Annotated in this window: 19 protein-coding genes; 14 read left to right on the forward strand and 5 right to left on the reverse strand. The window is 70.4% G+C overall.

Features of this window, described 5'->3' with window-relative positions:
• Positions 1-339: 339 nt before the first annotated feature.
• Positions 340-606 carry a 30S ribosomal protein S20 gene (gene rpsT / locus ACWC1K_RS40880; protein ID WP_351470889.1) on the reverse strand — a complete coding sequence of 89 codons (267 nt, stop codon included), beginning with the start codon at positions 604-606 and terminating at the stop codon, positions 340-342.
• Between the two features lie 245 nt (positions 607-851).
• On the opposite strand from rpsT, the gene lepA reads away from it, so the two are divergent.
• Positions 852-2,720: a translation elongation factor 4 gene (lepA, locus tag ACWC1K_RS40885; RefSeq protein ID WP_450838225.1), complete on the forward strand. Its 1,869-nt coding sequence runs from the start codon at positions 852-854 to the stop codon at positions 2,718-2,720.
• 286 nt (positions 2,721-3,006) lie between these two features.
• Complete coding sequence (locus ACWC1K_RS40890) at positions 3,007-4,881, forward strand: AMP-dependent synthetase/ligase (RefSeq protein WP_450838226.1); 1,875 nt, start codon at positions 3,007-3,009, stop codon at positions 4,879-4,881.
• A gap of 72 nt (positions 4,882-4,953) precedes the next feature.
• Here ACWC1K_RS40890 and ACWC1K_RS40895 read toward each other — a convergent pair whose 3' ends face one another.
• Positions 4,954-5,529, reverse strand: coding sequence for a response regulator (locus ACWC1K_RS40895; RefSeq protein ID WP_450838228.1), 576 nt, complete (start codon positions 5,527-5,529; stop codon positions 4,954-4,956).
• 12 nt (positions 5,530-5,541) lie between these two features.
• A complete protein-coding gene (locus tag ACWC1K_RS40900; RefSeq protein WP_450838230.1) occupies positions 5,542-9,690 on the reverse strand; it encodes a HAMP domain-containing protein in 4,149 nt (1,382 codons plus the stop codon).
• A gap of 102 nt (positions 9,691-9,792) precedes the next feature.
• On the opposite strand from ACWC1K_RS40900, the gene ACWC1K_RS40905 reads away from it, so the two are divergent.
• The 3 genes from ACWC1K_RS40905 to ACWC1K_RS40915 all read left to right on the forward strand — a co-directional run bounded on the left by ACWC1K_RS40905 (position 9,793) and on the right by ACWC1K_RS40915 (position 13,692).
• Complete coding sequence (locus tag ACWC1K_RS40905) at positions 9,793-11,808, forward strand: SpoIIE family protein phosphatase (protein ID WP_450838232.1); 2,016 nt, start codon at positions 9,793-9,795, stop codon at positions 11,806-11,808.
• A 31-nt stretch (positions 11,809-11,839) separates the two neighbouring features.
• On the forward strand, positions 11,840-13,072 hold the full coding sequence (hemW, locus tag ACWC1K_RS40910; protein WP_450838233.1) for a radical SAM family heme chaperone HemW: 1,233 nt from the start codon (positions 11,840-11,842) through the stop codon (positions 13,070-13,072).
• A 68-nt stretch (positions 13,073-13,140) separates the two neighbouring features.
• Entirely contained in the window at positions 13,141-13,692 is a 552-nt protein-coding gene (locus ACWC1K_RS40915; protein WP_450838234.1) for a Uma2 family endonuclease, read from the forward strand.
• Here the strand turns inward: ACWC1K_RS40915 and ACWC1K_RS40920 are convergent.
• Both ACWC1K_RS40920 and ACWC1K_RS40925 read right to left on the reverse strand, forming a co-directional pair.
• Positions 13,670-14,485 carry a DUF3097 domain-containing protein gene (locus ACWC1K_RS40920; protein WP_450838236.1) on the reverse strand — a complete coding sequence of 272 codons (816 nt, stop codon included), beginning with the start codon at positions 14,483-14,485 and terminating at the stop codon, positions 13,670-13,672. The two genes, ACWC1K_RS40915 and ACWC1K_RS40920, sit on opposite strands and share 23 nt — an antisense overlap.
• A gap of 34 nt (positions 14,486-14,519) precedes the next feature.
• Positions 14,520-15,248 (reverse strand): MBL fold metallo-hydrolase, encoded by a 729-nt coding sequence (locus tag ACWC1K_RS40925; protein WP_450838237.1) that lies wholly within the window; start codon positions 15,246-15,248, stop codon positions 14,520-14,522.
• A gap of 152 nt (positions 15,249-15,400) precedes the next feature.
• Here ACWC1K_RS40925 and hrcA point away from each other — a divergent pair, with 152 nt between their 5' ends.
• From hrcA to ACWC1K_RS40970, 9 genes are all read left to right on the forward strand, one after another.
• Positions 15,401-16,417, forward strand: coding sequence for a heat-inducible transcriptional repressor HrcA (hrcA, locus tag ACWC1K_RS40930; RefSeq protein ID WP_351470863.1), 1,017 nt, complete (start codon positions 15,401-15,403; stop codon positions 16,415-16,417).
• Positions 16,418-17,554, forward strand: coding sequence for a molecular chaperone DnaJ (gene dnaJ / locus ACWC1K_RS40935; protein ID WP_450838238.1), 1,137 nt, complete (start codon positions 16,418-16,420; stop codon positions 17,552-17,554). It begins immediately after the preceding gene.
• A 123-nt stretch (positions 17,555-17,677) separates the two neighbouring features.
• A complete protein-coding gene (locus ACWC1K_RS40940) occupies positions 17,678-18,754 on the forward strand; it encodes a nitronate monooxygenase (protein ID WP_450838240.1) in 1,077 nt (358 codons plus the stop codon).
• A complete protein-coding gene (locus ACWC1K_RS40945; RefSeq protein ID WP_450838242.1) occupies positions 18,751-19,503 on the forward strand; it encodes a 16S rRNA (uracil(1498)-N(3))-methyltransferase in 753 nt (250 codons plus the stop codon). Before ACWC1K_RS40940 ends, ACWC1K_RS40945 begins: the two co-directional genes overlap by 4 nt.
• An 18-nt stretch (positions 19,504-19,521) precedes the next feature.
• Positions 19,522-19,914 carry a VOC family protein gene (locus tag ACWC1K_RS40950; RefSeq protein ID WP_450838243.1) on the forward strand — a complete coding sequence of 131 codons (393 nt, stop codon included), beginning with the start codon at positions 19,522-19,524 and terminating at the stop codon, positions 19,912-19,914.
• 77 nt (positions 19,915-19,991) lie between these two features.
• Positions 19,992-20,555: a hypothetical protein gene (locus tag ACWC1K_RS40955; protein WP_450838245.1), complete on the forward strand. Its 564-nt coding sequence runs from the start codon at positions 19,992-19,994 to the stop codon at positions 20,553-20,555.
• A 45-nt stretch (positions 20,556-20,600) separates the two neighbouring features.
• Positions 20,601-23,798 carry a S41 family peptidase gene (locus ACWC1K_RS40960; protein WP_450838247.1) on the forward strand — a complete coding sequence of 1,066 codons (3,198 nt, stop codon included), beginning with the start codon at positions 20,601-20,603 and terminating at the stop codon, positions 23,796-23,798.
• Between the two features lie 65 nt (positions 23,799-23,863).
• A complete protein-coding gene (locus ACWC1K_RS40965) occupies positions 23,864-24,217 on the forward strand; it encodes a histidine triad nucleotide-binding protein (RefSeq protein WP_450838248.1) in 354 nt (117 codons plus the stop codon).
• Between the two features lie 6 nt (positions 24,218-24,223).
• Positions 24,224-25,129, forward strand: a complete 906-nt coding sequence (locus tag ACWC1K_RS40970) for a ribonuclease Z (protein WP_450838250.1) — start codon at positions 24,224-24,226, stop codon at positions 25,127-25,129.
• The last annotated feature ends 10 nt before the right edge of the window (positions 25,130-25,139 follow it).

Consider the following 25,139-nt stretch of genomic DNA (forward strand, 5'->3'; position numbering starts at 1 on the left):
CGCTGCCCCTTCGACCCCGCTGGGGGCTGCCGCCCCCAGGCCCCCGCTTCGGCCTGAACGGCCTCGTCCTCAAACGCCGGACGGGCTGAAGAAATGCGGCCCGGCGCTCAAAGGTGCCGTCAAGCAAATGCCGTCCAAGAACGCCGAAGGCCCCGGCACCTCGCCCTGGGGAAGGGCTGGGTGCCGAGGCCTCGGCTCAAGCTGTCGGATCCGCGCCCGCGTGGCGAACGCAGGCCGCGCGCGGATCCTCGGGTGCCGGTCGGGAGCGGATGAGAGAGGGCCCGCTCTGGGTCTTTCCGGCGGTTCGGTCCCGGGGGACCGGTCAGATCAGTAAGAGGTTCAGCCCTGGATGGAGGCGACCTTGGAAGCAAGCGCCGACTTCTTGTTGGCGGCCTGGTTCTTGTGGATGACGCCCTTCGCGACGGCCTTGTCGAGCTGACGCGCGGCAGCGCGCTGGTACTCGGTGGCCTTCTCGACGTCACCCGCGGCAGCGGCCTCGCGGGCCTTGCGGATCGCGGTCTTCAGGGAGGACTTGACGGCCTTGTTGCGCAGCCGGGCCTTCTCGTTGGTCTTGATCCGCTTGATCTGGGACTTGATGTTCGCCACTGATTGAGCCTTTTCAGGTTCAGGCACAGGGCCAGGCGTACTCCGTGCAGGAGATACCGGGTCCCGTACCAGGTGATTTCTTGGGAGTTGTGCCTCGCGCTGAGAGGGCATGAGACACAGCCACCCAGAGTACCAGTGGCTGTCCCGGCGGCCCAAAACGGTCCCCGGTCGCCACCCGTGGGACCATGGAACCTACGTATCGATCCGACCCGAGGCATAAGGCGCCTCAAGAGACAGGACCCTGCGTGCCCGCGACCCCTAACAATGTGCCCGAGCCGAGCCGTACCGACCCGGCTCTGATCCGCAATTTCTGCATCATCGCGCACATCGACCACGGCAAGTCCACGCTCGCCGACCGGATGCTCCAGCTGACCGGTGTGGTCGAGCAGCGGCAGATGCGTGCTCAGTACCTCGACCGGATGGACATCGAGCGCGAGCGCGGCATCACGATCAAGTCCCAGGCGGTGCGCCTGCCCTGGGCTCCGACCCACGAGCCCGGCAACACGCACATCCTCAACATGATCGACACCCCGGGGCACGTCGACTTCACCTACGAGGTCTCGCGGTCGCTCGCCGCTTGCGAGGGCACCGTCCTCCTCGTCGACGCCGCCCAGGGCATCGAGGCCCAGACCCTCGCCAACCTCTACCTGGCGATGGAGAACGACCTCACGATCATCCCCGTACTGAACAAGATCGACCTGCCGGCCGCGCAGCCCGAGAAGTTCGCCGAGGAGCTCGCGAACCTCGTCGGCTGCGACCCGTCCGACGTGCTCAAGGTCTCCGCCAAGACCGGGCTCGGTGTCGACGCGCTCCTTGACCGGGTCGTCAAGGAGGTCCCGGCCCCGGTCGGTGTCGCCGACGCCCCCGCCCGCGCGATGATCTTCGACTCGGTCTACGACTCCTACCGCGGTGTCGTGACGTACGTCCGGGTCATCGACGGCCAGCTCAACAAGCGTGAGCGCATCAAGATGATGTCGACCGGCGCCACCCACGAGCTGCTGGAGATCGGCACCAACTCGCCCGAGATGCTGGGCGCCGACGGCCTCGGCGTCGGTGAGGTGGGCTACCTCATCACCGGTGTGAAGGACGTCCGCCAGTCAAAGGTCGGTGACACCGTCACCAGCCAGCAGAAGGGGGCCACTGAGGCGCTCGGGGGATACAAGGACCCGAAGCCCATGGTCTTCTCCGGTCTGTATCCGCTGGACGGCTCCGACTACCCCGAGCTGCGCGAAGCCCTCGACAAGCTCCAGCTCAACGACGCGGCGCTCGTCTACGAGCCGGAGACCTCCGCCGCCCTCGGCTTCGGTTTCCGCGTCGGCTTCCTCGGGCTGCTGCACCTGGACGTGATCCGTGAGCGGCTGGAGCGCGAGTTCGGGCTCGACCTGATCGCGACCGCGCCGAACGTGGTCTACCGGGTGGTTATGGAGGACGGCACCGAGCACACCGTCACCAACCCGAGCGAGTTCCCCGAGGGCAAGATCAACGAGGTGTACGAGCCCGTCGTACGCGCCACGATCCTCGCGCCCACCGAGTTCATCGGCTCGATCATGGAGCTGTGCCAGACCCGGCGCGGCACCCTGCTCGGCATGGACTACCTGTCCGAGGACCGCGTCGAGATCCGCTACACGCTCCCCCTCGCGGAGATCGTCTTCGACTTCTTCGACCAGTTGAAGTCGAAGACGCGCGGCTATGCCTCGCTGGACTACGAGCCCACCGGCGAGCAGACCTCCAGCCTGGTCAAGGTCGACATCCTGCTGCACGGCGACAAGGTCGACGCCTTCTCCGCGATCACCCACAAGGACGCGGCCTACGCCTACGGTGTGCGGCTCGTCGCCAAACTGCGCGAGCTGATCCCGCGGCAGGCCTTCGAGGTGCCCATCCAGGCCGCCATCGGCTCCCGGGTGATCGCCCGCGAGACCATCCGCGCCATCCGCAAGGACGTCCTCGCCAAGTGCTACGGCGGTGACATCTCCCGTAAGCGCAAGCTGCTGGAGAAGCAGAAGGAGGGCAAGAAGCGGATGAAGATGGTGGGTTCCGTGGAGGTTCCGCAGGAGGCCTTCATCGCCGTGCTCTCCAGCGATGACAGCGCGGGGTCGGGCAAGGGCAAGAAGTGACCACGTGTAACCGCGGGTAACCACGGGTAACGAAGGGTTGCGGCACCAATCCGGACACAACAGGGGCTCGGCGTACGAAAGTGCGGCGAGCCCCTACGCGTGCGTAGTGTCGCTCTCTGTACGAAGTGACAGGCCGCTGCCCCTTACGAACCGGCCGGTCGGGCTCTACCCTGATCTCTGCTCGATAGTTACTCGCGAGTTAAACAACGGTTCGCGAGTGGATACAGCCGCAGTCAATACCGCCGCACTTGAGCCAGCCGCACTGCCGCGGGCCCCGGAGGATGTCGTGAGCGACACACAGACACTGATCGAGAACCGTCCGCCGAGCGTGGCGACCCTCTTCCTGGAACGCGTTGCGGCCACACCGGACGCGGAGGCCTACCGCTACCCGGTGGCGCCCGCCTCCGGTGAGGGCCCCGACGAATGGAAGACCCTCAGCTGGGCGCAGGCCGCCGAGCGGGTCTACGCGATCGCGGCCGGTCTGATCGAACTCGGAGTGCAGCCCGAGCAGCGCGTCGCGCTCGCCTCCTCGACCCGGGTCGAGTGGATCCTCGCCGACCTCGGCATCCTGTGCGCCGGAGCGGCCACGACCACGGTCTACCCGCAGACCAACGCCGACGAGTCGGCGTTCATCCTCTCCGACTCCGACAGCCGGGTGCTGATCGCGGAGGACGCGGCACAGCTCGCCAAGGCGGTCGAGAAGCGCGCCGAGCTGCCCGACCTCACCCATGTCGTCGTGATCGACCCGGCCGGCGTCGAAACCAGCGACTGGGTGCTCACCCTCACCGAGCTGGAGGCCCGGGGCGCCGCCCGCCTGGAGAAGGACCCCGACCTGATCAAGGAGCGGGTCGGTGCGATCACGTCCGATCAGCTCGCGACGCTGATCTACACCTCGGGCACGACCGGCCGCCCCAAGGGCGTGCGACTGCCCCACGACAACTGGTCGTACATGGCGAAGGCGATCGCCGCGACCGGGCTGATCAGCGGCGAGGACGTGCAGTACCTGTGGCTGCCGCTCGCCCACGTCTTCGGCAAGGTCCTCACCTCCGGGCAGATCGAGGTCGGGCACGTCACCGCCGTCGACGGCCGCGTCGACAAGATCATCGAGAATCTGCCGGTCGTGAAGCCGACCTACATGGCGGCCGTCCCGCGTATCTTCGAGAAGGTCTACAACGGGGTCGCGGCCAAGGCGAAGGCCGGCGGCGGCGCCAAGTACAAGATCTTCCAGTGGGCGGCCGGGGTGGCCCGCGAGTACGCCAAGGTCGCGCAGGACAACTTCCGGCGCACCGGCACGGCGTCCGTCCCGTTCTCGCTCGGCGCCAAGCACAAGGTCGCCGACGCGCTGGTCTTCGCCAAGATCCGCGAGGCGTTCGGCGGGAACCTGCGGGCGTGCGTCTCCGGGTCGGCCGCGCTCGCGCCCGAGATCGGCTACTTCTTCGCCGGCGCCGGCATCCACATCCTCGAGGGCTACGGCCTCACGGAGTCCTCGGCGGCCTCCTTCGTGAACCCCGGCGAGGCCTACCGCACCGGCACGGTCGGCAAGCCGCTGCCCGGCACGGAGGTGCGTATCGCGGACGACGGGGAGATCCTGCTGCGCGGCCCGGGCATCATGGAGGGCTACCACGGGCTGCCCGAGAAGACCGCCGAGGTGCTGGAGTCGGACGGCTGGTTCCACACCGGTGACATCGGGGAGCTGTCGCCCGACGGGTATCTGCGCATCACCGACCGCAAGAAGGACCTCATCAAGACGTCCGGCGGCAAGTACATCGCGCCCGCGGAGGTCGAGGGGCAGTTCAAGGCGGTGTGCCCGTACGTCTCCAACATCCTGGTGCACGGGGCCGACCGGAACTTCTGCACGGCGCTGATCGCCTTGGACGAGCCGTCGATTCTGCAGTGGGCGTCGGAGAACGGCCTCGACGGCAAGCCGTACGCCGAGGTGGTGGCCGCGCCGGCGACGGTCGCGCTCATCGAGGGGTATGTCACGGAGCTCAACCAGGGGTTGCAGCGGTGGCAGACGGTCAAGAAGTTCCGTCTTCTGCCGCGGGATCTCGACGTCGAGCACGGGGAGATCACGCCCAGCCTGAAGCTGAAGCGGCCTGTTGTCGAGCGGGAGTACAAGCACCTGATTGACGAGATGTACGCCGGTACGCGCGAGGCGTAGGGGGAGGCAGAGGATCCTTCGCGGCTGACCGTTCGTCGTGGCTTGTCGCGCAGTTCCCCGCGCCCCTTGAGGTCAGAACCCGCGCCCTCTGGCTACTAGTTCCCGTAGCTCCCGGACCTGGGCACGCAAGATCGTCAGGTCCGGGGGCTCCTCTGCGTCCAGTTGCCTCTCCAGTTCAGCCAGCCGGCTGCCCACCTCCCCGTAATCCGCCTGCTCCTGGGCGACCAAACGTTCCAGCTGCTGGTTCTTGCGGTGGAGGTCCAGGAAGACGGTGACCTTTGCGCGGAGGACCCAGGGGTCGAAGGGCTTGGTGAGGTAGTCCGCGGCTCCTGTGGCGTAGCCGCGGAACGCGTAGCCGGAGTCGTCCTCCGCGCCGGTCAGGAAGATGATCGGGACATCCTTGGTCTGGTCGAGCCGCTTGATGTTGGCGGCCGTCTCGAATCCGTCCATGCCGGGCATGCGGACGTCGAGCAGGACGAGGGCGAAGTGCTGGCGCAGCAGTGCCTTCATCGCCTCCTCGCCCGAACGTGCGCGTACCAGCGGCTCGTTGAGGGACCCCAGGACGGCCTCCAGCGCTATCAGGTTGTCCTCCATGTCGTCCACGAGGAGGATGCTGGCGCGCTCGTTGGTCGTTGCCTCAGCGCTCATGATGAGTGTGCCTCATTCGGTGTTCGGCCCTGCCGCCGCTTCCTCGGTCGTGCCCGGCTGCGGGGCAGTGGTGTCGGTGGTCTCGTCCGGGCCCTCCGGATCCAGTAGTGCGCAGACGACCGTCAGCAGCTGATCGACGTCCACCGGCTTCGGTACGTAGTCGTTCGCACCCCGGCCGATGGACTTCTCGCGGTCTCCGGGCATCGCCTTGGCGGTCAGGGCGACGATCGGCAGACCGGACCAGCGGGGGGTGCGGCGGATGGCGGCGATGGTCTCGTAGCCGTCCATCTCCGGCATCATGATGTCCATCAGGACGAGTTCCACGTCCGGGTTGCGCTCCAGGGTCTCGATGCCCTCGCGGCCGTTCTCCGCGTACAGGACCGGCATGCCGACGCGGCCGAGGACATGGGTGAGGGCGAAGACGTTGCGGATGTCGTCGTCGACGATCAACACCCGCCGCCCGGGCAGGACCTGACCGGCCCGGCCCGACTTCCACGCCTCCAGTTTGGTGGGCGCCGGCCAGGAGTCGTCCACGTCGTGCGTAGTGGTGAAGGGCTCGGCGGACAGCTGCTCCGGCACCGGCAGAGCACGCTCCTCCGGGGTCGGGCCGGTCGCCGGGTGGCCGGGGCTGACCACGGGGACGTACAGCGTGAAGGTGGACCCCTTTCCGGGCTCGCTGGTGGCGACGATACGGCCGCCGAGCAGGCCCGCGATCTCCCGGCTGATGGACAGGCCGAGGCCCGTGCCGCCGTACTTGCGGTTGGTGGTGCCGTCGGCCTGCTGGAACGCCTCGAAGATCACCGGGAGTTTCTCGGCGGCGATGCCGATGCCGGTGTCCGTGACCGCGAAGGCGATCACGTCGTCGCTGTCGCGGACATGGAGGCGCTCGGGGTCCTTGATCCGGCTCACGCGCAGCTCGACCCGGCCCGACGCGGTGAACTTGATGGCGTTGGAGAGCAGGTTGCGCAGGATCTGCTGGAGCCGCTGCTCGTCCGAGTACATCTCGCGCGGCACGTCCTCGCCGACCGCCACCTCGAAGGCGAGGCCACGGTCGAGGGTGAGCGGGCGGAAGGTGGCGTGGACGTAGTCGAGGAGCTTGATGAGCGGCAGCTTCTTCGGGCGTACGTCCATGCGGCCGGCTTCGATCTTCGACAGGTCCAGGATGTCGTTGATCAGCTGGAGGAGGTCCGAGCCGGAGCGGTGGATCGTCGTCGCGAACTGCACTTCCTGGTCGGAGAGATGGCCGTCCGGGTTGTCGGAGAGCAGCCTCGCCAGGATCAGCAGGGAGTTCAGCGGGGTGCGCAGCTCGTGCGACATGTTCGCCAGGAACTCCGACTTGTACTGCGACGACGTCGCGAGCAGCGCGGCCTTCTCCTCCAGTTCGGCGTTGGAGCGCTGCAACTCGGCCTGCTGCTTCTGGAGTTCGTCCGAGCGTTCCTGGAGCTGCATGGCCAGGCGCTGGGACTCGCCGAGCAGGGACTCCGTACGGGAGTTGGCGATGATCGTGTTGATCGCGACGGCGATGGTGTTCACGAACTGATCGAAGAAGGCGAGGTGGACGTCGGAGAAGCGGGAGAAGGAGGCCAGCTCGATCACGCCGAGGAGCTTGTCCTCGAAGAGGATCGGGATGATGACGACACTCGTGGGAGCCGCCTCACCGAGACCGCTGTTGATCTTGATGTAGTCCGGCGGGGCCTCCTCGACGAGGATCCGCTTCTTCTCCCGGGCCGCCTGCTGCACCAGACCGTGCACCGGGAGGCCTCCGGTCTCGACGGTCGCGCCCTGCGCCGAGCCGTAGCCCGCGATGAAAGCCAGTCCTTTCGCAGGAACGGTGGTGCGGAGGGAGGCACCCTCCTCCTCCGGGTCGGCCAGGAAGAACGCGCCGTACTGGGCGTTCACCAGCGGGGTCAGCTCGCGCAGCAGCAGGTCGGCGACCTCCATCAGATCGCGGTGGCCCTGCATCAGCGCGGCCAGGCGGGCCAGGTTGGACTCCAGCCAGTCCTTCGCGCGGGTGGTCTCGCGGAGGTTGGCCACCATCAGGTTGATGTTGTCCTTCAGCTCGGCGACCTCGCCCTGGGTCTCCACGGTGATGGAGCGGGACATGTCGCCCTGGGCCACCGCGGAGGCGACCTCGGCGATCGCGCGGACCTGGGTGGTCAGGTTCGAGGCCAGTTCGTTCACGTTCGTCGTCAGACGCTTCCAGGTGCCGTACACGCCCTCGACCCGCGCCTGGCCGCCGAGCTGTCCCTCGGAGCCGACCTCGCGGGCCACGCGGGTCACCTCGGAGGAGAAGGAGGAGAGCGTGTCGACCATCGTGTTGATGGCGGTCTTCAGCTCCAGGATCTCGCCGCGCGCGTCGACGTCGATCTTCTTGGAGAGGTCGCCGTTGGCGACGGCGGTCGTCACCTGGGCGATGTTCCGCACCTGGGAAGTGAGGTTGTCCGCCATGTAGTTGACGTTGTCGGTCAGGTCCCGCCAGACACCGGACACGCCCAGCACCTGGGCGCGGCCGCCTAGCCGGCCGTCGGTGCCGACCTCGCGGGCCACCCTCGTCACCTCGTCGGCGAAGGCGCGCAGCTGCTCCACCATCGTGTTGACGGTGTCCTTCAGTTCCAGGATCTCGCCGCGTGCGTCGACGGTGATCTTCTTGGAGAGGTCTCCGTTGGCGACGGCGGTCGTCACCTGCGCGATGTTGCGGACCTGCGAAGTCAGGTTCAGCGCCATGAAGTTGACGTTGTCGGTGAGGTCCTTCCAGACGCCGGAGACGCCCCTCACCTGCGCCTGGCCGCCCAGGTTTCCCTCGGTGCCGACCTCGCGGGCGACACGGGTGACCTCGTCGGCGAAGGCGGAGAGCTGGTCCACCATCGTGTTGATCGTGGACTTCAGCTCCAGGATCTCGCCCTTCGCCTCGACCGTGATCTTCTTGCCGAGGTCGCCCTGGGCCACCGCGGTCGAGACGAGGGCGATGTTGCGGACCTGCGAAGTGAGGTTGTCCGCCATGAAGTTGACGTTGTCCGTGAGGTCCTTCCAGACCCCGGACACGCCCCGCACCTGCGCACGGCCGCCGAGGTTTCCCTCGGTGCCGACCTCGCGGGCCACGCGCGTGACCTCGTCGGCGAAGGCGGAGAGCTGGTCCACCATCGTGTTGATGGTCGACTTCAGTTCCAGGATCTCGCCCTGCGCGTCGACCGTGATCTTCTGGCTCAGGTCGCCGTTGGCGACGGCGGTGGTCACCTGGGCGATGTTGCGGACCTGCGAAGTCAGGTTCGAGGCCATGAAGTTGACGTTGTCGGTCAGGTCCTTCCAGACCCCGCTGACGCCCCGCACCTGGGCGCGCCCGCCCAGCTGGCCCTCGGTGCCGACCTCGCGGGCCACGCGGGTCACCTCGTCGGCGAAGGCGGAGAGCTGGTCCACCATCGTGTTGACGGTCAGCTTCAGTTCGAGCAGCTCACCGGTCGCCTCGACGGTGACCGTACGGGTCAGGTCTCCGCGGGCCACCGCCGTCGTCACCAGCGCGATGTCACGCACCTGCGCGGTCAACCGGGACGCCATCGTGTTGACGGCCTCGGTCACGTCCCGCCAACTGCCGGACAGACCCGTCACCTTGGCCCGTCCACCCAGCCGCCCCTCGGTGCCCACCTCGCGCGCGACCCGGGTCACCTCGCCGGTGAACAGCGACAACTGGTCGACCATCTTGTTCACGGCCCGGCCCAGCCGCCGCAGATCACCGCGCAGCTGCCGGTTGCCGTCGTGCAGGTCGACCCGCTGAGTCAGATCGCCGCCGGCCACCGCGTCGAGCACCCGCGTCGCGTTCGCCGCCGGGGCCACCAGGGCATCGAGCAGCTGGTTCACATCGTTGACCCGGGAGGTCCAGGCGCCCTGCCCGGGGCTCGCCGAGACCCGCTCGTCGAGCCGCCCGTGCCGTACCAACTCCCGCTTGACCCTCTGCACTTCCCCGTTGAAGTGCGTGTTGCGGTCCATGATCTGGTTGAACACGGCCGTCAGCTCGGCCACCATCCCGTGGCCCGTCTCCGGAACCTTTGTGAAGTCGCCGTCCCGGGCGGCGGTCATCGCGGCGAGCAGCGGACGCAGCTCCGATGCTCGCAGTTGTTCCGGTTTTTGACCGTCTTCGAGCACACGCGTAGCACTGTTCTCACTCATGGCGGCCCACTTCGGTAACTCGGCGCTTATGGGCGAGGCCAGTCTGTCACTCTGTCGGCATCGACTGAGGCGTATTCGTCCGAACCGCTCGGGGAGCTGTCCATGGGGGCCATTCCGACGCAACGGGAGACCGCTTCCTGCGCTTGCGATGCGCCTGCACACCTGCACGCGACCGCGCACGGGAGGGTGGACCCGCGTGCGCAGGCGTACACGACGCTGCCCGGCAGCCCCCTCGCGCCGGGTTCCGCCCGCGCCCTCGTACGCGCCGCGCTCGCCGACTGGGCCGAGGCCCGGCTCCCCGGTGCCGAACACCTCACCGACCGGCTCGCCGACGACGCGGTCCTCGTCGTCAGCGAACTCGTCACCAACGCCGTCGTGCACGCGGGCACCGAGGTCGAGGTGGAGTGCCGTATGGAGGAGGCGCCGGGCGGGCTCGTGGTGGAGGTCTCCGACCATCACCCCTCCCGGGCGCCCCGCGACTCGGACGCCGAAGGGCCCTACGAGACGGCCGAAGTGCCGTACGGGACACCGGAGTACGGCCGCGGGCTGCGCCTGGTCGCCACGCTCGCCGACTCCTGGGGTGTCACCTTCCGCCGCGGCACCAAGACGGTGTGGGCGCGACTGCCCGCCGAACGGAGCCCGACCGCCGCCGAGCCGGAGGCGCACGCCGGCCGGCAGGCACTGGAACGAGGGCTGCGCGCCGCCGAGATACTGGCGCCCGACCCGCAGCGAGCCGAGCGCGACCGGGACTGGCTGCACCGCGGCGCCCTGTCCTTCCTCGCCGAGGCCTCCGATCTGCTGGCCGGGCAGCTCGACGAGAACCTGGTCGCCGCACTCGCGGGACAGCTGATCGTGCCGCGGCTCGCCGACTGGTGCGCGGTGTGGCTGGAGGACGAGGCCCTGGGCCGCGGGGCCTGGGCCGACGGCACCGGGGGCGCCGGGCCCCGCCTGGCCCGCGTCTGGCACTGCAGCGAGAACCGCATCGAGGAGCTGCGCCGCGCCCTGGAGAAGGACCCGCCGCATCCACCCGAGGCGATGAGCGCACCACCGGGGATGGGGGTCCCCCCGATCGAGCGAAGCCGAGAGTGGGGGAGGAGCCGGGACTGGGGGAAGTCCGGGCCGGTCGTCTATCCGTGGCCCGGCGAGGCGCTCGACGTGCGGGACGAGCACGGTGCGGCGCTCGCCTACCGTCTGATCGCGGGCGGCCGGCCGCTCGGCACGCTCGTCATCGGACGCGCCGGGCTGCTGCGCTTCCCCGACGAGGTCACCGGGCTCGTCGAGGACCTCAGCCGCCGGGTGGCGCTCGCCATCGGCGCGGCCCGCCAGTACGCCCGACAGGCCACCATCAGCCAGGTCCTGCAACGCGGCCTGCTGCCCGCCGCCGTCGCCGAGATCCCCGGCGTACGCAGCGCCCTCGTCTACGAACCGTGCGACAAGGGCGGCCCCAGCGGCGACTTCTACGACCTCTTCCCGGCCGGCGACGGCCGCTGGTGCTTCGCCGTCGGCGACGTCCAGGGCAAGGGCCCCGAGGCCGCCGTCGTCATCGGCCTGGCCCGCCCCTGGCTGCGCCTGCTCGCACGCGAGGGCTACCGCGTCGCCGACGTCCTCGACCGCCTCAACCGCCTCCTCCTGGACGACGCGACCGAGGCCGCGGACGCCGCCGCCCGGGCCCTGGTACGGCCGCCGGCCCCCGGGGACGGCCCGCAGACCCGCTTCCTCTCCCTCCTCTACGGCGAGCTGACCCCCTTCGACGGCGGCGTCCGCTGCACGCTCGCCTCCGCCGGCCACCCGCTCCCGCTGCTCCTCGGCCCCGACGGAAGCGTCCGTACGGCAGCCCGTCCGCAGACCCTCCTCGGTGTCGTCGAGGACGCGACGTACAAGAGCGAAACCTTCGAGCTCCGCACCGGCGACAGCCTCCTGTGCGTCACGGACGGCGTGACGGAGCGCCGCTCCGGCTCCGACATGTTCGACGACGCCGACGGGCTCGCGGCCGCGCTCTCCGGGTGCGCGGGCCTGAGCGCCGAGCTGATCGCGGAACGCATCCGCAGGCTGGTCCACGAGTTCGGCGGGCGCCCGCCGGAGGACGACCTCGCGCTGCTGGTGCTGCAGGCGGAGTGAGCAGTTCGTACGGTGCTGGACAATGGAAGGCATGCCTTCCGCACTCCCCGACGGCGAGCCGGTCCCCGCCGACGGCGCACTCCCCGCTTCCGCACTCGCCGGGCCCCCCGACCGCCCCCTCGGCTTCTATCTCCACGTCCCGTACTGCGCGACCCGCTGCGGCTACTGCGACTTCAACACCTACACCGCCACCGAGCTGCGCGGCACGGGCGGCGTCCTCGCCTCCCGCGACAACTACGCGGACACCCTGATCGACGAGATCCGCCTGGCGCGGAAGGTCCTGGGCGACGACCCGCGCGAGGTCCGCACGGTCTTCGTGGGCGGTGGTACGCCGACGCTGCTGGCCGCCGGTGATCTCGTACGGATGCTGGGGGCGATCCGGGACGAGTTCGGTCTCGCGGCGGACGCGGAGGTGACGACGGAGGCGAACCCGGAGTCGGTGGACCCGGCGTATCTGGCCGCGCTCCGGGAGGGCGGCTTCAACCGCGTCTCCTTCGGCATGCAGAGCGCGAAGCAGCATGTGCTGCGCGTGCTGGACCGGACGCACACGCCGGGGCGGCCGGAGGCGTGCGTCGCGGAGGCCCGCGCGGCCGGCTTCGAGCACGTGAACCTGGACCTGATCTACGGCACCCCCGGGGAGTCGGACGACGACTGGCGGGCCTCCCTGGAGGCGGCGCTCGGCGCCGGACCGGATCACGTGTCGGCGTACGCACTGATCGTCGAGGAGGGCACGCAGCTGGCCCGTCGCATCCGCCGGGGCGAGGTCCCGATGACGGACGACGACGTCCACGCGGACCGGTATCTGATCGCGGACGAGGTGATGTCGGCGGCGGGCTTCGACTGGTACGAGGTCTCCAACTGGGCCACCTCCGAGTCGGCCCGCTGCCTGCACAACGAGCTGTACTGGCGGGGCGCCGACTGGTGGGGCGCGGGCCCGGGCGCGCATTCCCATGTGGGCGGGGTGCGGTGGTGGAACGTGAAGCACCCGGGGGCGTATGCGGCGGCACTGGCGGCGGGGAAGTCGCCGGGCGCCGGGCGGGAGCTGTTGTCGGAGGAGGACCGGCGGGTGGAGCGGATCCTGCTGGAGCTGCGGTTGCGGGAGGGGGTGCCGCTGGAGCTGCTGCGGGAGGAGGGGCTGGCGGCTTCTCGGCGGGCGCTGGGGGAGGGGCTGCTGGAGAGCGGGCCGTATGAGGAGGGGCGGGCGGTGCTGACGTTGCGGGGGCGGTTGTTGGCGGATGCGGTGGTGCGGGACTTGGTGGATTGATCACCCGTGCGGGTGGTCGCCTCTGGTTAGGCCCTCGGGTGTCCACGTCCCGTTTCTAGGGTGCCGTCATGAACGACCGGCAGGTGATCGAGTTCTTCGGCACACTTGACGTCCCCGAGGGGATCAGGGCGGAGCTCTTGCGAGGGGAGATCGTGATGACGAGATCCCCGGACCTGGTGCACAACTACACGGTGACGGACGTCCAGGATGGTGTTCCGAGGAGCCGTTGGCTGCCGCTGCAGCGGCAGTACGTCGAGATGCACCGGGAAACGAGCGAGCCGGTCCCGGACATCGTGGTGCTCGAACGGGGTGCGGGGCCGGACTCCGGTCGCCTCGTACCGGTCGAGGCGGTCACCATGCTGGTCGAGGTCGTGTCCAGGACCAGCGCGCACCGCGACTACGTGACCAAACGATCGATCTACGCTGGAGCAGGTGTACCGGTGTACCTGATCGTCGATCCGGCAGCGGCTGAATGCCTCGTGCTCACCGAGCCGTACGGGAGCAACGAGCGCGCCGACTATCGCTGTCAGCGCAACTGGAGGTATGGGGAGACGCTCCTCCTGCCTGTGCTCGACACGAGCATCGACACGGACGAGTTCAGGCGTGACCCGGCGCCGTGACGAAGTCGATCAGCTCCTCCACCCGCCCCAGCAGCTCCGGCTCCAGATCCTTGTAGGACCCCACCCGCTTCAGGATCGCCTGCCACACCGCCCCGGTGTTCTCCGACGGCCACCCCAGCGCCCGGCACACCCCCGTCTTCCAGTCCTGCCCGTGCGGAACCCGCGGCCACCCGGCGATCCCCAGCGACGACGGCTTCACGGCCTCCCAGATGTCGATGTACGGGTGGCCCACCACCAGCGCGTGCTCGCTCGTCACCGCCTCCGCGATCCGCCACTCCTTGCTCCCCGGCACCAGGTGGTCCACCAGCACCCCCAGCCGCGCATCCGGCCCCGGCGCGAACTCCGCCACGATCGACGGCAGGTCGTCCACACCCTCCAGGTACTCCACGACCACGCCCTCGATGCGCAGGTCGTCGCCCCAGACCTTCTCGACCAGCTCGGCGTCGTGGCGGCCCTCCACGTAGATCCGCCCGGCGCGAGCGACACGCGCGCGTGCGCCGGGGACGGCCACCGAACCGGATGCCGTACGAGTGGGCCGTACAGGAGCCGCGCTGGTCGGACGCACGAGCGTGACCACCCGCCCCTCCAGCAGAAACCCCCGCGGCTCCAGCGGGAACACCCGGTGCTTGCCGAAGCGGTCCTCCAGGGTCACCGTGCCCGCCTCGCAGCGGATCACCGCGCCGCAGAAACCGGTGCCGGGCTCCTCGACCACCAGCCCGGGCTCCGCAGGAACCTCCGGCACGGGCTTGGGCTTCTTCCACGGCGGGGTCAGATCGGCGGAGTACTGGCGCATTCGAGTGACGATAGGAGAAGCGGCCGGTCGGCGACTACGACACGCCGAAACGTGCCGCCAGCTCGTCCCGCTGTCTCCGCACGAACCCCGCGTCCACCACCGCTCCGTGACCGGGTACATACAGTGCGTCCTCCCCGCCCAGGTCCAGAAGTCGGTCGAGGGCGGCCGGCCACTGCGACGGTACGGCGTCGGAACCGGCCTGCGGTTCGCCGGACTCCTCCACCAGGTCGCCACAGAAGACGACCTCCGGGGAGCCCGGCACCAGCACCGCGAGATCGTGGGCCGAGTGGGCCGGCCCGACGTTCGCCAGCAGCACCTGCCGGCCGCCGCCCAGGTCGAGCGTCCACTCGCCCGAGACGTGGTGCCGGGGCGGGACCAGGGCGGCCGCCGCCTCCTCCGCCGCGTGCATGTCAAGGCCCTGCGACACCGCGTCCGCCCGCAGCTCCTCGCGCGCGTGCCGGCCGTCCAGCACCGTGTCGATGCCCACCGCGCCGTACACCTCCGCGCCGGCGAACACCGCCGCCCCGAGGACATGGTCGAAATGGGGATGCGTGAGCGCGAGATGAGTCACACGGTGACCGGCGAGCTCCTGCGCTTCGGCACGCAACCGTGCGCCCTCCGCGAGGCTCGACCCCGCGTCGATCAAGAGCGCCGTGCCCTCCCCGACGACCAGTCCTGTCGTGCAGTCCCAGCGGGGCAGCCGGCACCGGCCGACCCCGGCCGCCAGTCGCTCCCACTCCAGCTCTTCCCAAGTCACCGTCATACGGCGACGCTAGCGGTACGCCCCGTTCAACAGGGGCCGACCTTGCCCTGGGTGTACCCCACCGCCGTACACTGGCCGGTAACGGCTGGCACTCGGACGGACAGAGTGCCAGGCGAACAGCCTGGGGGACGACTTCTGGAGGTGTGCGCTGGATGCTGAGTGAACGACGGCTGCAGGTACTGCGCGCCATCGTCCAGGACTACGTCGGCACCGAGGAGCCGGTGGGATCGAAGGCTCTGACCGAGCGGCACAACCTGGGCGTGTCCCCGGCGACGGTCCGCAACGACATGGCGGCCCTGGAGGACGAGGGATTCATCGCGCAGCCGCACACCAGCGCGGGGCGCATCCCCACCGACAAGGGCTACCGGCTGTTCGTCGACAAGCTGGCGGGCGTCAAGCCCATGTCCGCGCCCGAGAAGCGGGCGATCCAGAACTTCCTCGACGGCGCCGTGGATCTCGACGACGTGGTGGCGCGGACGGTCCGGCTGCTCGCGCAGCTCACCCGGCAGGTCGCCGTCGTGCAGTACCCGTCCCTGACCCGCTCGACCGTGCGGCACGTGGAGCTGCTCTCGCTCGCTCCCGCGCGCGTGATGCTCGTGCTGATCACGGACACCGGCCGGGTCGAGCAGCGCATGGTCGACTGCCCGGCGCCGTTCGGGGAGGCCTCGCTCGCGGATCTGCGGGCGCGGCTCAACAGCCGGGTCGCGGGCCGGCGCTTCACCGACGTCCCCCGGCTCGTGGAAGACCTGCCCGAAGGCTTCGACGTCGAGGACCGGGGTACGGTCTCGACAGTGCTCTCCACACTTCTGGAGACACTGGTCGAGGAGAACGAGGAACGGCTGATGATCGGCGGCACCGCCAATCTGACCCGTTTCGGACATGATTTCCCCCTCACCATCCGCCCCGTCCTGGAGGCGCTTGAGGAGCAGGTCGTGCTCCTCAAGTTGCTTGGCGAGGCGGGGGATTCGGGCATGACGGTGCGCATCGGGCACGAGAACGCCTATGAGGGACTCAACTCCACTTCCGTGGTGTCGGTCGGCTACGGTTCGGGCGGCGAGGCAGTCGCCAAGATGGGCGTGGTCGGACCGACCCGCATGGATTACCCGGGAACGATGGGAGCGGTACGCGCAGTGGCACGGTACGTCGGACAGATCCTGGCGGAGTCGTAAGTGGCCACGGACTACTACGCCGTTCTCGGCGTGCGCCGCGACGCGTCGCAGGAAGAGATCAAGAAGGCCTTCCGGCGGCTCGCGCGCGAGCTGCACCCGGACGTGAACCCGGATCCGAAGACCCAGGAGCGGTTCAAGGAGATCAACGCCGCCTACGAGGTGCTCTCGGACCCGCAGAAGAAGCAGGTCTACGACCTCGGCGGCGACCCGCTGTCCCAGGCGGGCGGCGGAGGCGCGGGCGGCTTCGGCGCCGGTGGGTTCGGGAACTTCTCGGACATCATGGACGCGTTCTTCGGTACGGCGTCGCAGCGCGGACCGCGCTCGCGCACCCGCCGCGGCCAGGACGCGATGATCCGGCTGGAGATCGAGCTCGACGAGGCGGCCTTCGGCACCACGAAGGACATCCAGGTCGACACGGCGATCGTCTGCTCCACCTGCAACGGTGAGGGCGCGGCGCCGGGCACCTCCGCCCAGACGTGTGACATGTGCCGCGGTCGCGGTGAGGTGTCGCAGGTGACGCGGTCCTTCCTGGGCCAGGTCATGACCTCGCGTCCCTGCCCGCAGTGCCAGGGCTTCGGCACCGTGGTCCCGACGCCGTGCCCGGAGTGCGCGGGCGACGGCCGGGTGCGGTCCCGCCGTACCCTCACGGTCAAGATCCCGGCCGGTGTCGACAACGGCACCCGGATCCAGCTCGCCGGCGAGGGCGAGGTCGGCCCCGGTGGCGGGCCCGCCGGTGACCTCTACGTCGAGATCCACGAGCTGCCCCACGCGATGTTCCAGCGGCGCGGCGACGACCTGCACTGCACGGTCACCATCCCGATGACGGCCGCGTCCCTCGGCACCAAGGTGCCGCTGGAGACGCTGGACGGCATGGAGGAGGTCGACATCCGGCCGGGCACCCAGTCCGGTCAGTCGATCCCACTGCACGGACGGGGCGTCACGCACCTGCGCGGCGGCGGCCGCGGGGACCTGATCGTGCACGTCGAGGTCCAGACCCCGACGAAGCTGGATCCCGAGCAGGAGCGGTTGCTGCGGGAGCTGGCCAAGCTGCGGGGTGAGGAGCGGCCGCAGGGGCAGTTCCAGCCGGGCCAGCAGGGGTTGTTCTCGCGGTTGAAGGATGCGTTCAACGGGCGTTGAGATGGTGCTGGGGGCTGCGCCCCCAGACCCCCGCTCACACGCCGGACGAGCTGAAAAGTGCAGGCACGTGCCAAGGGGATGGTCCGATTCGGACTTGTTCGGAGGACGTGACAACATGCCGTCATGTCCTCCGCGCTGACCGATCTCTTCCCTCACCCGATCGTGCAGGCCCCCATGGCGGGCGGTGTCTCCGTGCCGCATCTGGCCGCCGCCGTGTGCGAGGCCGGGGGGCTCGGTTTTCTCGCCGCCGGGTACAAGACGGCCGACGGCATGTACCAGGAGATCAAGCAGCTCCGGGGGATCACCCACCGCCCCTTCGGCGTGAACCTCTTCATGCCCCAGCCCGATTCCGCCGACCCCGGTGCCGTGGAGATCTACGCCCACCAGCTGGCCGGGGAGGCCGCCTGGTACGAGACCGAGCTGGGCGATCCGGACAGCGGCCGTGACGACGCCTACGACTCCAAGCTGGCCGTTCTGCTCGACAACCCCGTGCCGGTGGTCTCCTTCCACTTCGGGGTCCCGAGCCCCGAGGTCCTCGACTCCCTCCGCCGGGCCGGAACCTTCACGCTGGTCACCGCGACCACCCCCGAGGAGGCCATCGCCGTGCAGCTGGCCGGCGCCGACGCGGTGATCGCGCAGGGCGTGGAGGCCGGCGGGCACCAGGGCACCCACCGGGACAACCCGGAGGCGGAGGGCACCGGTATCGGGCTGCTCTCGCTCGTCGCCCAGGTCCGCGAGACCGTGAGCATCCCGATCGTCGCCGCCGGCGGCATCATGCGCGGCGGCCAGATCGCCGCGGTGCTGGCGGCGGGCGCGAGCGCCGCCCAGCTCGGCACGGCGTTCCTCGCCACCCCGGAGTCCGGCGCGAACGCCGTCCACAAGCAGGCGCTCACCAACCCGCTGTTCGTACGCACGGAGCTGACCCGCGCGTTCTCCGGCCGCCCGGCCCGCGGCCTGGTCAACCGCTTCCTGCGCGAGCACGGGCCGTACGCCCCCGCCGCCTACCCGGAGGTCCACCACCTCACCGCGCCCCTGCGCAAGAAGGCCGCCGCCTCCGGCGACGCCCAGGGCATGGCGCTGTGGGCGGGGCAGGGGCACCGCATGGCGCGCGAGCTCCCGGCGGGACAGCTGGTGGAAGTCCTCGCCGCCGAGCTCGACATGGCCAGGACAGCGTTGTCGGGCAAGGGGGACCTGCGATGACCGCGCCGGTGTTCGTCGTCGACTCGCTGGCGGGCGTGGGGCCCGGCTCGATCGTCGAACTGGACGGCCCCGAAGGGCGGCACGCGGTGTCCGTGCGGCGGCTGCAGCCCGGCGAGGACGTGGTGCTGACCGACGGTCTGGGCCGCGGTGCCGCCGGTGCGGTCGTGCGGACGGAGGGCAAGGACCGGCTGTTCGTCGAGCCCGTCGCGTTCCCCGTCGAGCCCGAGCCCAGCCCCCGTATCACCGTCGTCCAGGCCCTGCCCAAGGGCGACCGTGGCGAGCTGGCCGTCGAGACGATGACCGAGACCGGCGTCGACGCGATCGTGCCGTGGTCGGCGGCCCGCTGCATCACCCAGTGGAAGGGCGAGCGGGGGCTGAAGTCGCTCGCCAAGTGGCGGGCCACCGCCCGCGAGGCCGGCAAGCAGTCCCGTCGGCTGCGCTTCCCGGAGGTCGCGGACGCGGCGACGACCAAGCAGGTTGCCGCACTTCTCGCCAAAGCCGACTTCGCCGCCGTACTGCACGAGGACCGCGACTACGCAAGTGAGCCGCTGGCGACCGCCGAGCTGCCCTCCGCGGGCGAGATCGTGCTGGTCGTCGGCCCCGAAGGGGGCGTGTCCGAACAGGAGTTGGCGCTCTTCGCCGAGGCGGGTGCGAAGGCGTACCGGCTCGGGCGTAGCGTGCTGCGTACATCGACCGCGGGCACCGCGGCGACCGCCCTGCTCCTGGGCCGCACCGGCCGCTGGTCCTGAACGATCACGGGGAACACCATGGAACTCGCCCAAGTCCGGCTCCTGGTCAGCGACTTCGCCGCCTGCTACCGCTTCTACGGCGAGGTCCTCGGCCTCAAGCCGCAGTCGGGCGCGACCGCGGGCCCGTACGAGAAGTTCAGCCCGGCCACCGGCTCGGCGGGCATCGCCCTCCAGGACCGTTCGATGATGGCCGAGGTCCTGAACGAACTGGGCGACACGGCAACGGGCCACCGCTCCCTGGTGGTGCTGCGCGTCGACGACCTCGACACCTACTGCGAACAGATCGCCACCCGGGGCGCCGTCCTCCTGCACGGCCCGGCCCCCCTGACGGACCGCATGCGGGTCGCCCATCTCAAGGACCCCGAAGGGAACCTGGTGGAGTTGCAGGAGTGGCTGCTGCTGCGCGGCTGACGGGTAGGCGCCCGCGGGCGCTTTCGTGACCGTATGCGCTCTACCGCCGGACGGCACACGGTGGCAGGCTGCCGTCCATGGGGGCACTGAGGCGGATTTGGCGGCGGCCGCGGGGACGGCGGGTGGCGGCCGCGATGGGACTTGCCGTGCTGGGCGTCGGCGGGGCCGTGGCCTGTGATCCGGGCGGGCTGAACTCGGCGGCCGTGGCGTACACGACCGACCGGACCGCGACCAAGGAGCTGGAGCGGCAGCACGTCGACGTGCAGTGGCTGAGCTGCACCGCCAACTACGGGAACAACAAGGCCGCCACGGCCGGACGGACGGCGCCTTCGGCGAGCGAGACCACTGTGGCCGATGTCGACTGCCAGGGACAGACCAAGGACCGACGGGACATCACCGTCACCGGCAAGGTCACCCGGGCCGTCAACGGTGCCTGTGTGCGCGGTGACCTCACCGCCAAGGTGGGCGGCAAGCAGTGGTTCCATGTGACGGGGCTCGGCAACTGCAACGCGACACCGTCGCCCATCGTCAACAACCCCTCGGGCGGAAACGGCGGGCCGGGCGCCACCGTCACCGTGACGGTCACCCGGACCATCTGGTGCAAGGGCGACCCCAAGTGCTGGCCCGTCGAGGGCAAGTGATCCAAACCGCTGGCCCGGGGTGGTGCCCCTGCGTAGGGTGATCGGGTGACGCAGACTGTGACGCCTGCCTACCTCCGGTTTCCGCATCTGCGGGGCGAGTTGGTCGCCTTCACGGCAGAGGACGACGTGTGGCTCGCCCCCGTGGACGGCGGACGCGCCTGGCGGGTCAGCGCCGACCACACACCGGTCACCCTGCCCCGCATCTCGCCCGACGGCACGACCGTCGCCTGGACCTCCACCCGCGACGGCGCCCCCGAGGTGCACATCGCCCCGGTCGCGGGCGGGCCCTCCAAGCGGCTGACCCACTGGGGCAGTTGGCGCACCCAGGTGCGCGGCTGGACGCCGGACGGGCAGGTCCTCGCGATCACCACGCACGGCCAGGCGAACCTGCGCCGCAGCTGGGCGCACGCCGTCCCGCTCGACGGCGGACCCTCCACGGTCCTGCCGTACGGCCTCGTCGGGCATGTCGCGCACGGGCCGAGCACCGTCCTGCTGTCCGCCCCCATGGGGCGCGAGGCCGCCTGGTGGAAGCGGTATCGCGGGGGCACGGCGGGCAAGCTGTGGATCGACCGGGACGGGCAGGGCGAGTTCGTACGGCTGCATGAAGAGCTAGGCGGGAACCTGGAGTTCCCGGTGTGGGCGGGGGAGCGCATCGCCTTCCTGTCCGACCACGAGGGCGTCGGGGCGGTGTACTCCTCCCTCGCCGACGGCTCCGACCTGCGTCGGCACACACCGCTGGACGGCTTCTACGCCCGGCACGCCGCCGGCGACGGCACCCGTGTCGTCTACGCCTCGGCCGGTGAGCTGTGGATCCTCGACGACCTCGACGGAGCCGAGCCCCGCCGCCTCGACATCCGGCTCGGCGGGCAGCGCGCCGAGCGGCAGCCGTTCGCCGTGAACGCCTCCCGCTGGTTCGGATCGGCCTCTCCCGACCACTCGGGACGCGGCAGCGCGGTCGCCGTGCGCGGAGCCGTCCACTGGGTCACTCACCGTGCCGGTCCCACCCGTGCGCTCGCCGCCGAACCCGGCGTACGGGCCCGGCTGCCGCGCACCTTCCGCGCCGAGGGCGAGGAATGGGTGGTGTGGGTGACGGACGCGGAGGGCGAGGACGCCCTGGAGTTCGCGCCCGCCACCGGTCTGGCACCCGGCGCCACCCCGCGCCGCCTGGCCGCCGGACAACTCGGCCGCGTCCTCGGTCTCGCCATGGCGCCCGACGGCAGCCGGGCCGCGGTCGCCGCGCACGACGGACGTGTCCTGCTCGTCGAGCGGGAGACGGGCGAGGTCCGCGAGATCGACCGCAGCGAGGACGGGGACGTCACCGGCCTCGTCTTCTCGCCCGACTCGGCCTGGCTCGCCTGGTCCCACCCCGGCCCGCGCCCGCTGCGCCAGCTCCGCATCGCCCACACCACCGACCTGACGGTCACCGAGGCGACCCCGCTGCGCTTCCGGGACTACTCACCCGCCTTCACCCTCGACGGCAAGCACATCGCCTTCCTCTCCAACCGCTCCTTCGACCCGGTCTACGACGAGCACGTCTTCGACCTCGCCTTCGTGGTCGGCGACCGCCCGCACCTGATCACCCTCGCGGCGGCCACACCCTCCCCCTTCGGCCCGCAGCGGCACGGACGCCCCTTCGACACCCCCGACAAGGACGAGACCCCCGACAGCGAGGGCACCCCGGCCACCCGCATCGACCTCGAAGGCCTCGCCGACCGGATCGTGCCCTTCCCGGTCGAGGCCGCCCGCTACTCCAACCTGCGGGCAGCGAAGGACGGCGTGCTGTGGCTGCGCCACCCGGTGCAGGGCGTCCTCGGGGTGTCCAGGGCCACCCCGGACGATCCCGACCCCAAGACCGAGCTGGAGCGCTACGACCTCGCGCAGCACCGCCTGGAGCACCTCGCCACCGACGCCGACCACTTCCGGGTCAGCGGCGACGGGAAGCGGCTGCTGCTGTGGACCGACGACAAGCTGAAGGTCGTACCCAGCGACCGGCGCGCGTCCAACGACGACGCCAGCGACACCAACATCACCGTCGACCTGACCCGGATCCGGCAGACCGTCGATCCCTCGGCCGAGTGGCGGCAGATGTACGAGGAGACCGGCCGCATCATGCGGGACCACTTCTGGCGGCCGGACATGAGCGGCGTCGACTGGGCCGGCGTACTCGACCGGTACCGGCCGGTCCTGGACCGCGTGGCCACCCACGACGACCTCGTCGACCTCCTGTGGGAGGTGCACGGCGAGCTCGGCACCTCGCACGCCTATGTGATGCCGTACCGCGGATACGGCAACGGGCCTCGGCAGGGGCTCCTCGGCGCCGACATCTCCCTTCACGAGGACGGCAGTTGGCGCATCGACCGCATCCTGCCGACCGAGACCTCCGACCCCGACGCCCGCTCCCCGCTGGCCGCGCCGGGTGTCGCGGTGCGGGCGGGGGACGCGATCGCCGCGGTGGGCGGGCGGCCGGTGGACCCGGTGACCGGGCCCGGACCGCTGCTCGTCGGCACGGCGGGCAAGCCGGTCGAGCTGACGATCTCCCCGTCCGGCGGAGGCGAGGTGCGGCACGCGGTGGTCGTGCCGGTCGCGGACGAGGAGCCGCTGCGGTACCACGCGTGGGTCGCGGACCGGCGGGCCTACGTCCACGAGAAGTCCGGCGGCCGGATCGGCTATCTGCACGTCCCCGACATGCAGGCGCCGGGCTGGGCCCAGATCCATCGGGACCTGCGGGTCGAGGTGGCCCGGGAGGGACTCGTCGTGGACGTCCGGGAGAACCGGGGCGGCCACACCTCCCAACTCGTCGTCGAGAAGCTGGCACGGCGGATCGTCGGCTGGGCCGTGCCGCGCGGCCTGCGGCCGTACAGCTACCCGGCGGACGCACCCCGCGGCCCTGTGGTCGCCGTCGCCAACGAGTTCTCCGGCTCCGACGGCGACATCGTCAACGCGGCCATCAAGGCGCTCGGTATCGGTCCGGTCGTCGGCACCCGGACCTGGGGCGGTGTCATCGGTATCGACAGCCGCTACCGCCTGGTCGACGGCACGCTCGTCACCCAGCCCAAGTACGCCTTCTGGCTGGAGGGTTACGGCTGGGACGTCGAGAACCGCGGTGTGGACCCGGACGTGGAGGTGATCCAGCGTCCGCAGGACTACGCGGCGGGACGGGACGCCCAACTGGACGAGGCGATCCGCATCGCGCTGGCCGCCCTGGAGGAGACCCCCGCCAAGACACCCCCGAGCCTGGACTGACGTCCCTCGATACGATGCCCCCGTACTCGATCAGCGTGATCGATCAACCGGCTTGAGGAGACCACATGGCAGGGGAGCCGCAGGACGACTGCCTGTTCTGCAAGATCGTCGCGGGGCATGTCCCGGCGACGATCGTCCGCGAGACGGAGACCACCGTCGCCTTCCGGGACATCAACCCCCAGGCGCCCACGCATGTCCTGGTGATCCCCAAGGCGCACTACAAGAACGCGGCCGAGCTCGCCGCCGCCGAACCGGTGCTCGCCGCGGACGTCCTGCGCGAGGCCCAGTCGGTCGCCGACGAGGACAAGCTGGACAGCTACCGCATCGTCTTCAACACGGGCGCCGGCGCCGGCCAGACCGTCTGGCACGCCCACGCGCACGTCCTCGGCGGCCGCGGCCTGCAGTGGCCCCCCGGATAACCGACCGTGTCCGTACGTGAATTGGTGGTCCTCGGCACCGCCAGCCAGGTCCCCACCCGGCACCGCAACCACAACGGCTATCTGCTGCGCTGGGACGGCGAGGGCATCCTGTTCGACCCCGGCGAGGGCACCCAGCGCCAGATGCTGCGGGCCGGGGCCGCCGCGCACGACCTCAACCGGATCTGCGTCACCCACTTCCACGGCGACCACTCGCTGGGCCTCGCGGGTGTCATCCAGCGCATCAACCTCGACCGGGTCCCGCACGAGATCACCGCGCACTACCCCCGCTCCGGGCAGCGCTTCTTCGACCGTCTGCGCCACGCCACCGCCTACCGCGAGACGGTCGACCTCACCGAGGCCCCGGTCGACACGGACGGCCCCCTGGCCGTCACGCCCTCGTACATCCTCGAAGCCCGCAAGCTCTCCCATCCCGTGGAGTCCTACGGCTACCGGCTGACCGAACCCGACGGCCGCCGGATGCTCCCCGACCGCCTCGCCGCACACGGCATCAAGGGCCCGGACGTCGGCCGTATCCAGCGCGAGGGCGCGCTCGGCGGGGTGTCCCTGGACGAGGTCAGCGAGGTGCGCCGCGGTCAGCGGTTCGCGTTCGTCATGGACACCCGACTGTGCGACGGGGTGCATGCGCTCGCCGAGGGCTGCGACATGCTCGTCATCGAGTCGACGTTCCTCGACGAGGACACCGACCTCGCGGTCGAGCACGGCCATCTGACCGCGGGCCAGGCGGCGGCGGTGGCGCGGGACGCGGGCGTACGGCACCTCGTGCTCACGCACTTCAGCCAGCGCTACGGCGAACCGGACGAATTCGAGCGGCAGGCGCGGGCCGCGGGCTTCGACGGCGAGCTGACGGTGGCGCACGATCTTCTGCGGGTGCCCGTTCCGAAACGCCGGTAAGGCGCCCGTA

This window comes from Streptomyces sp. NPDC001492 (assembly GCF_053597275.1).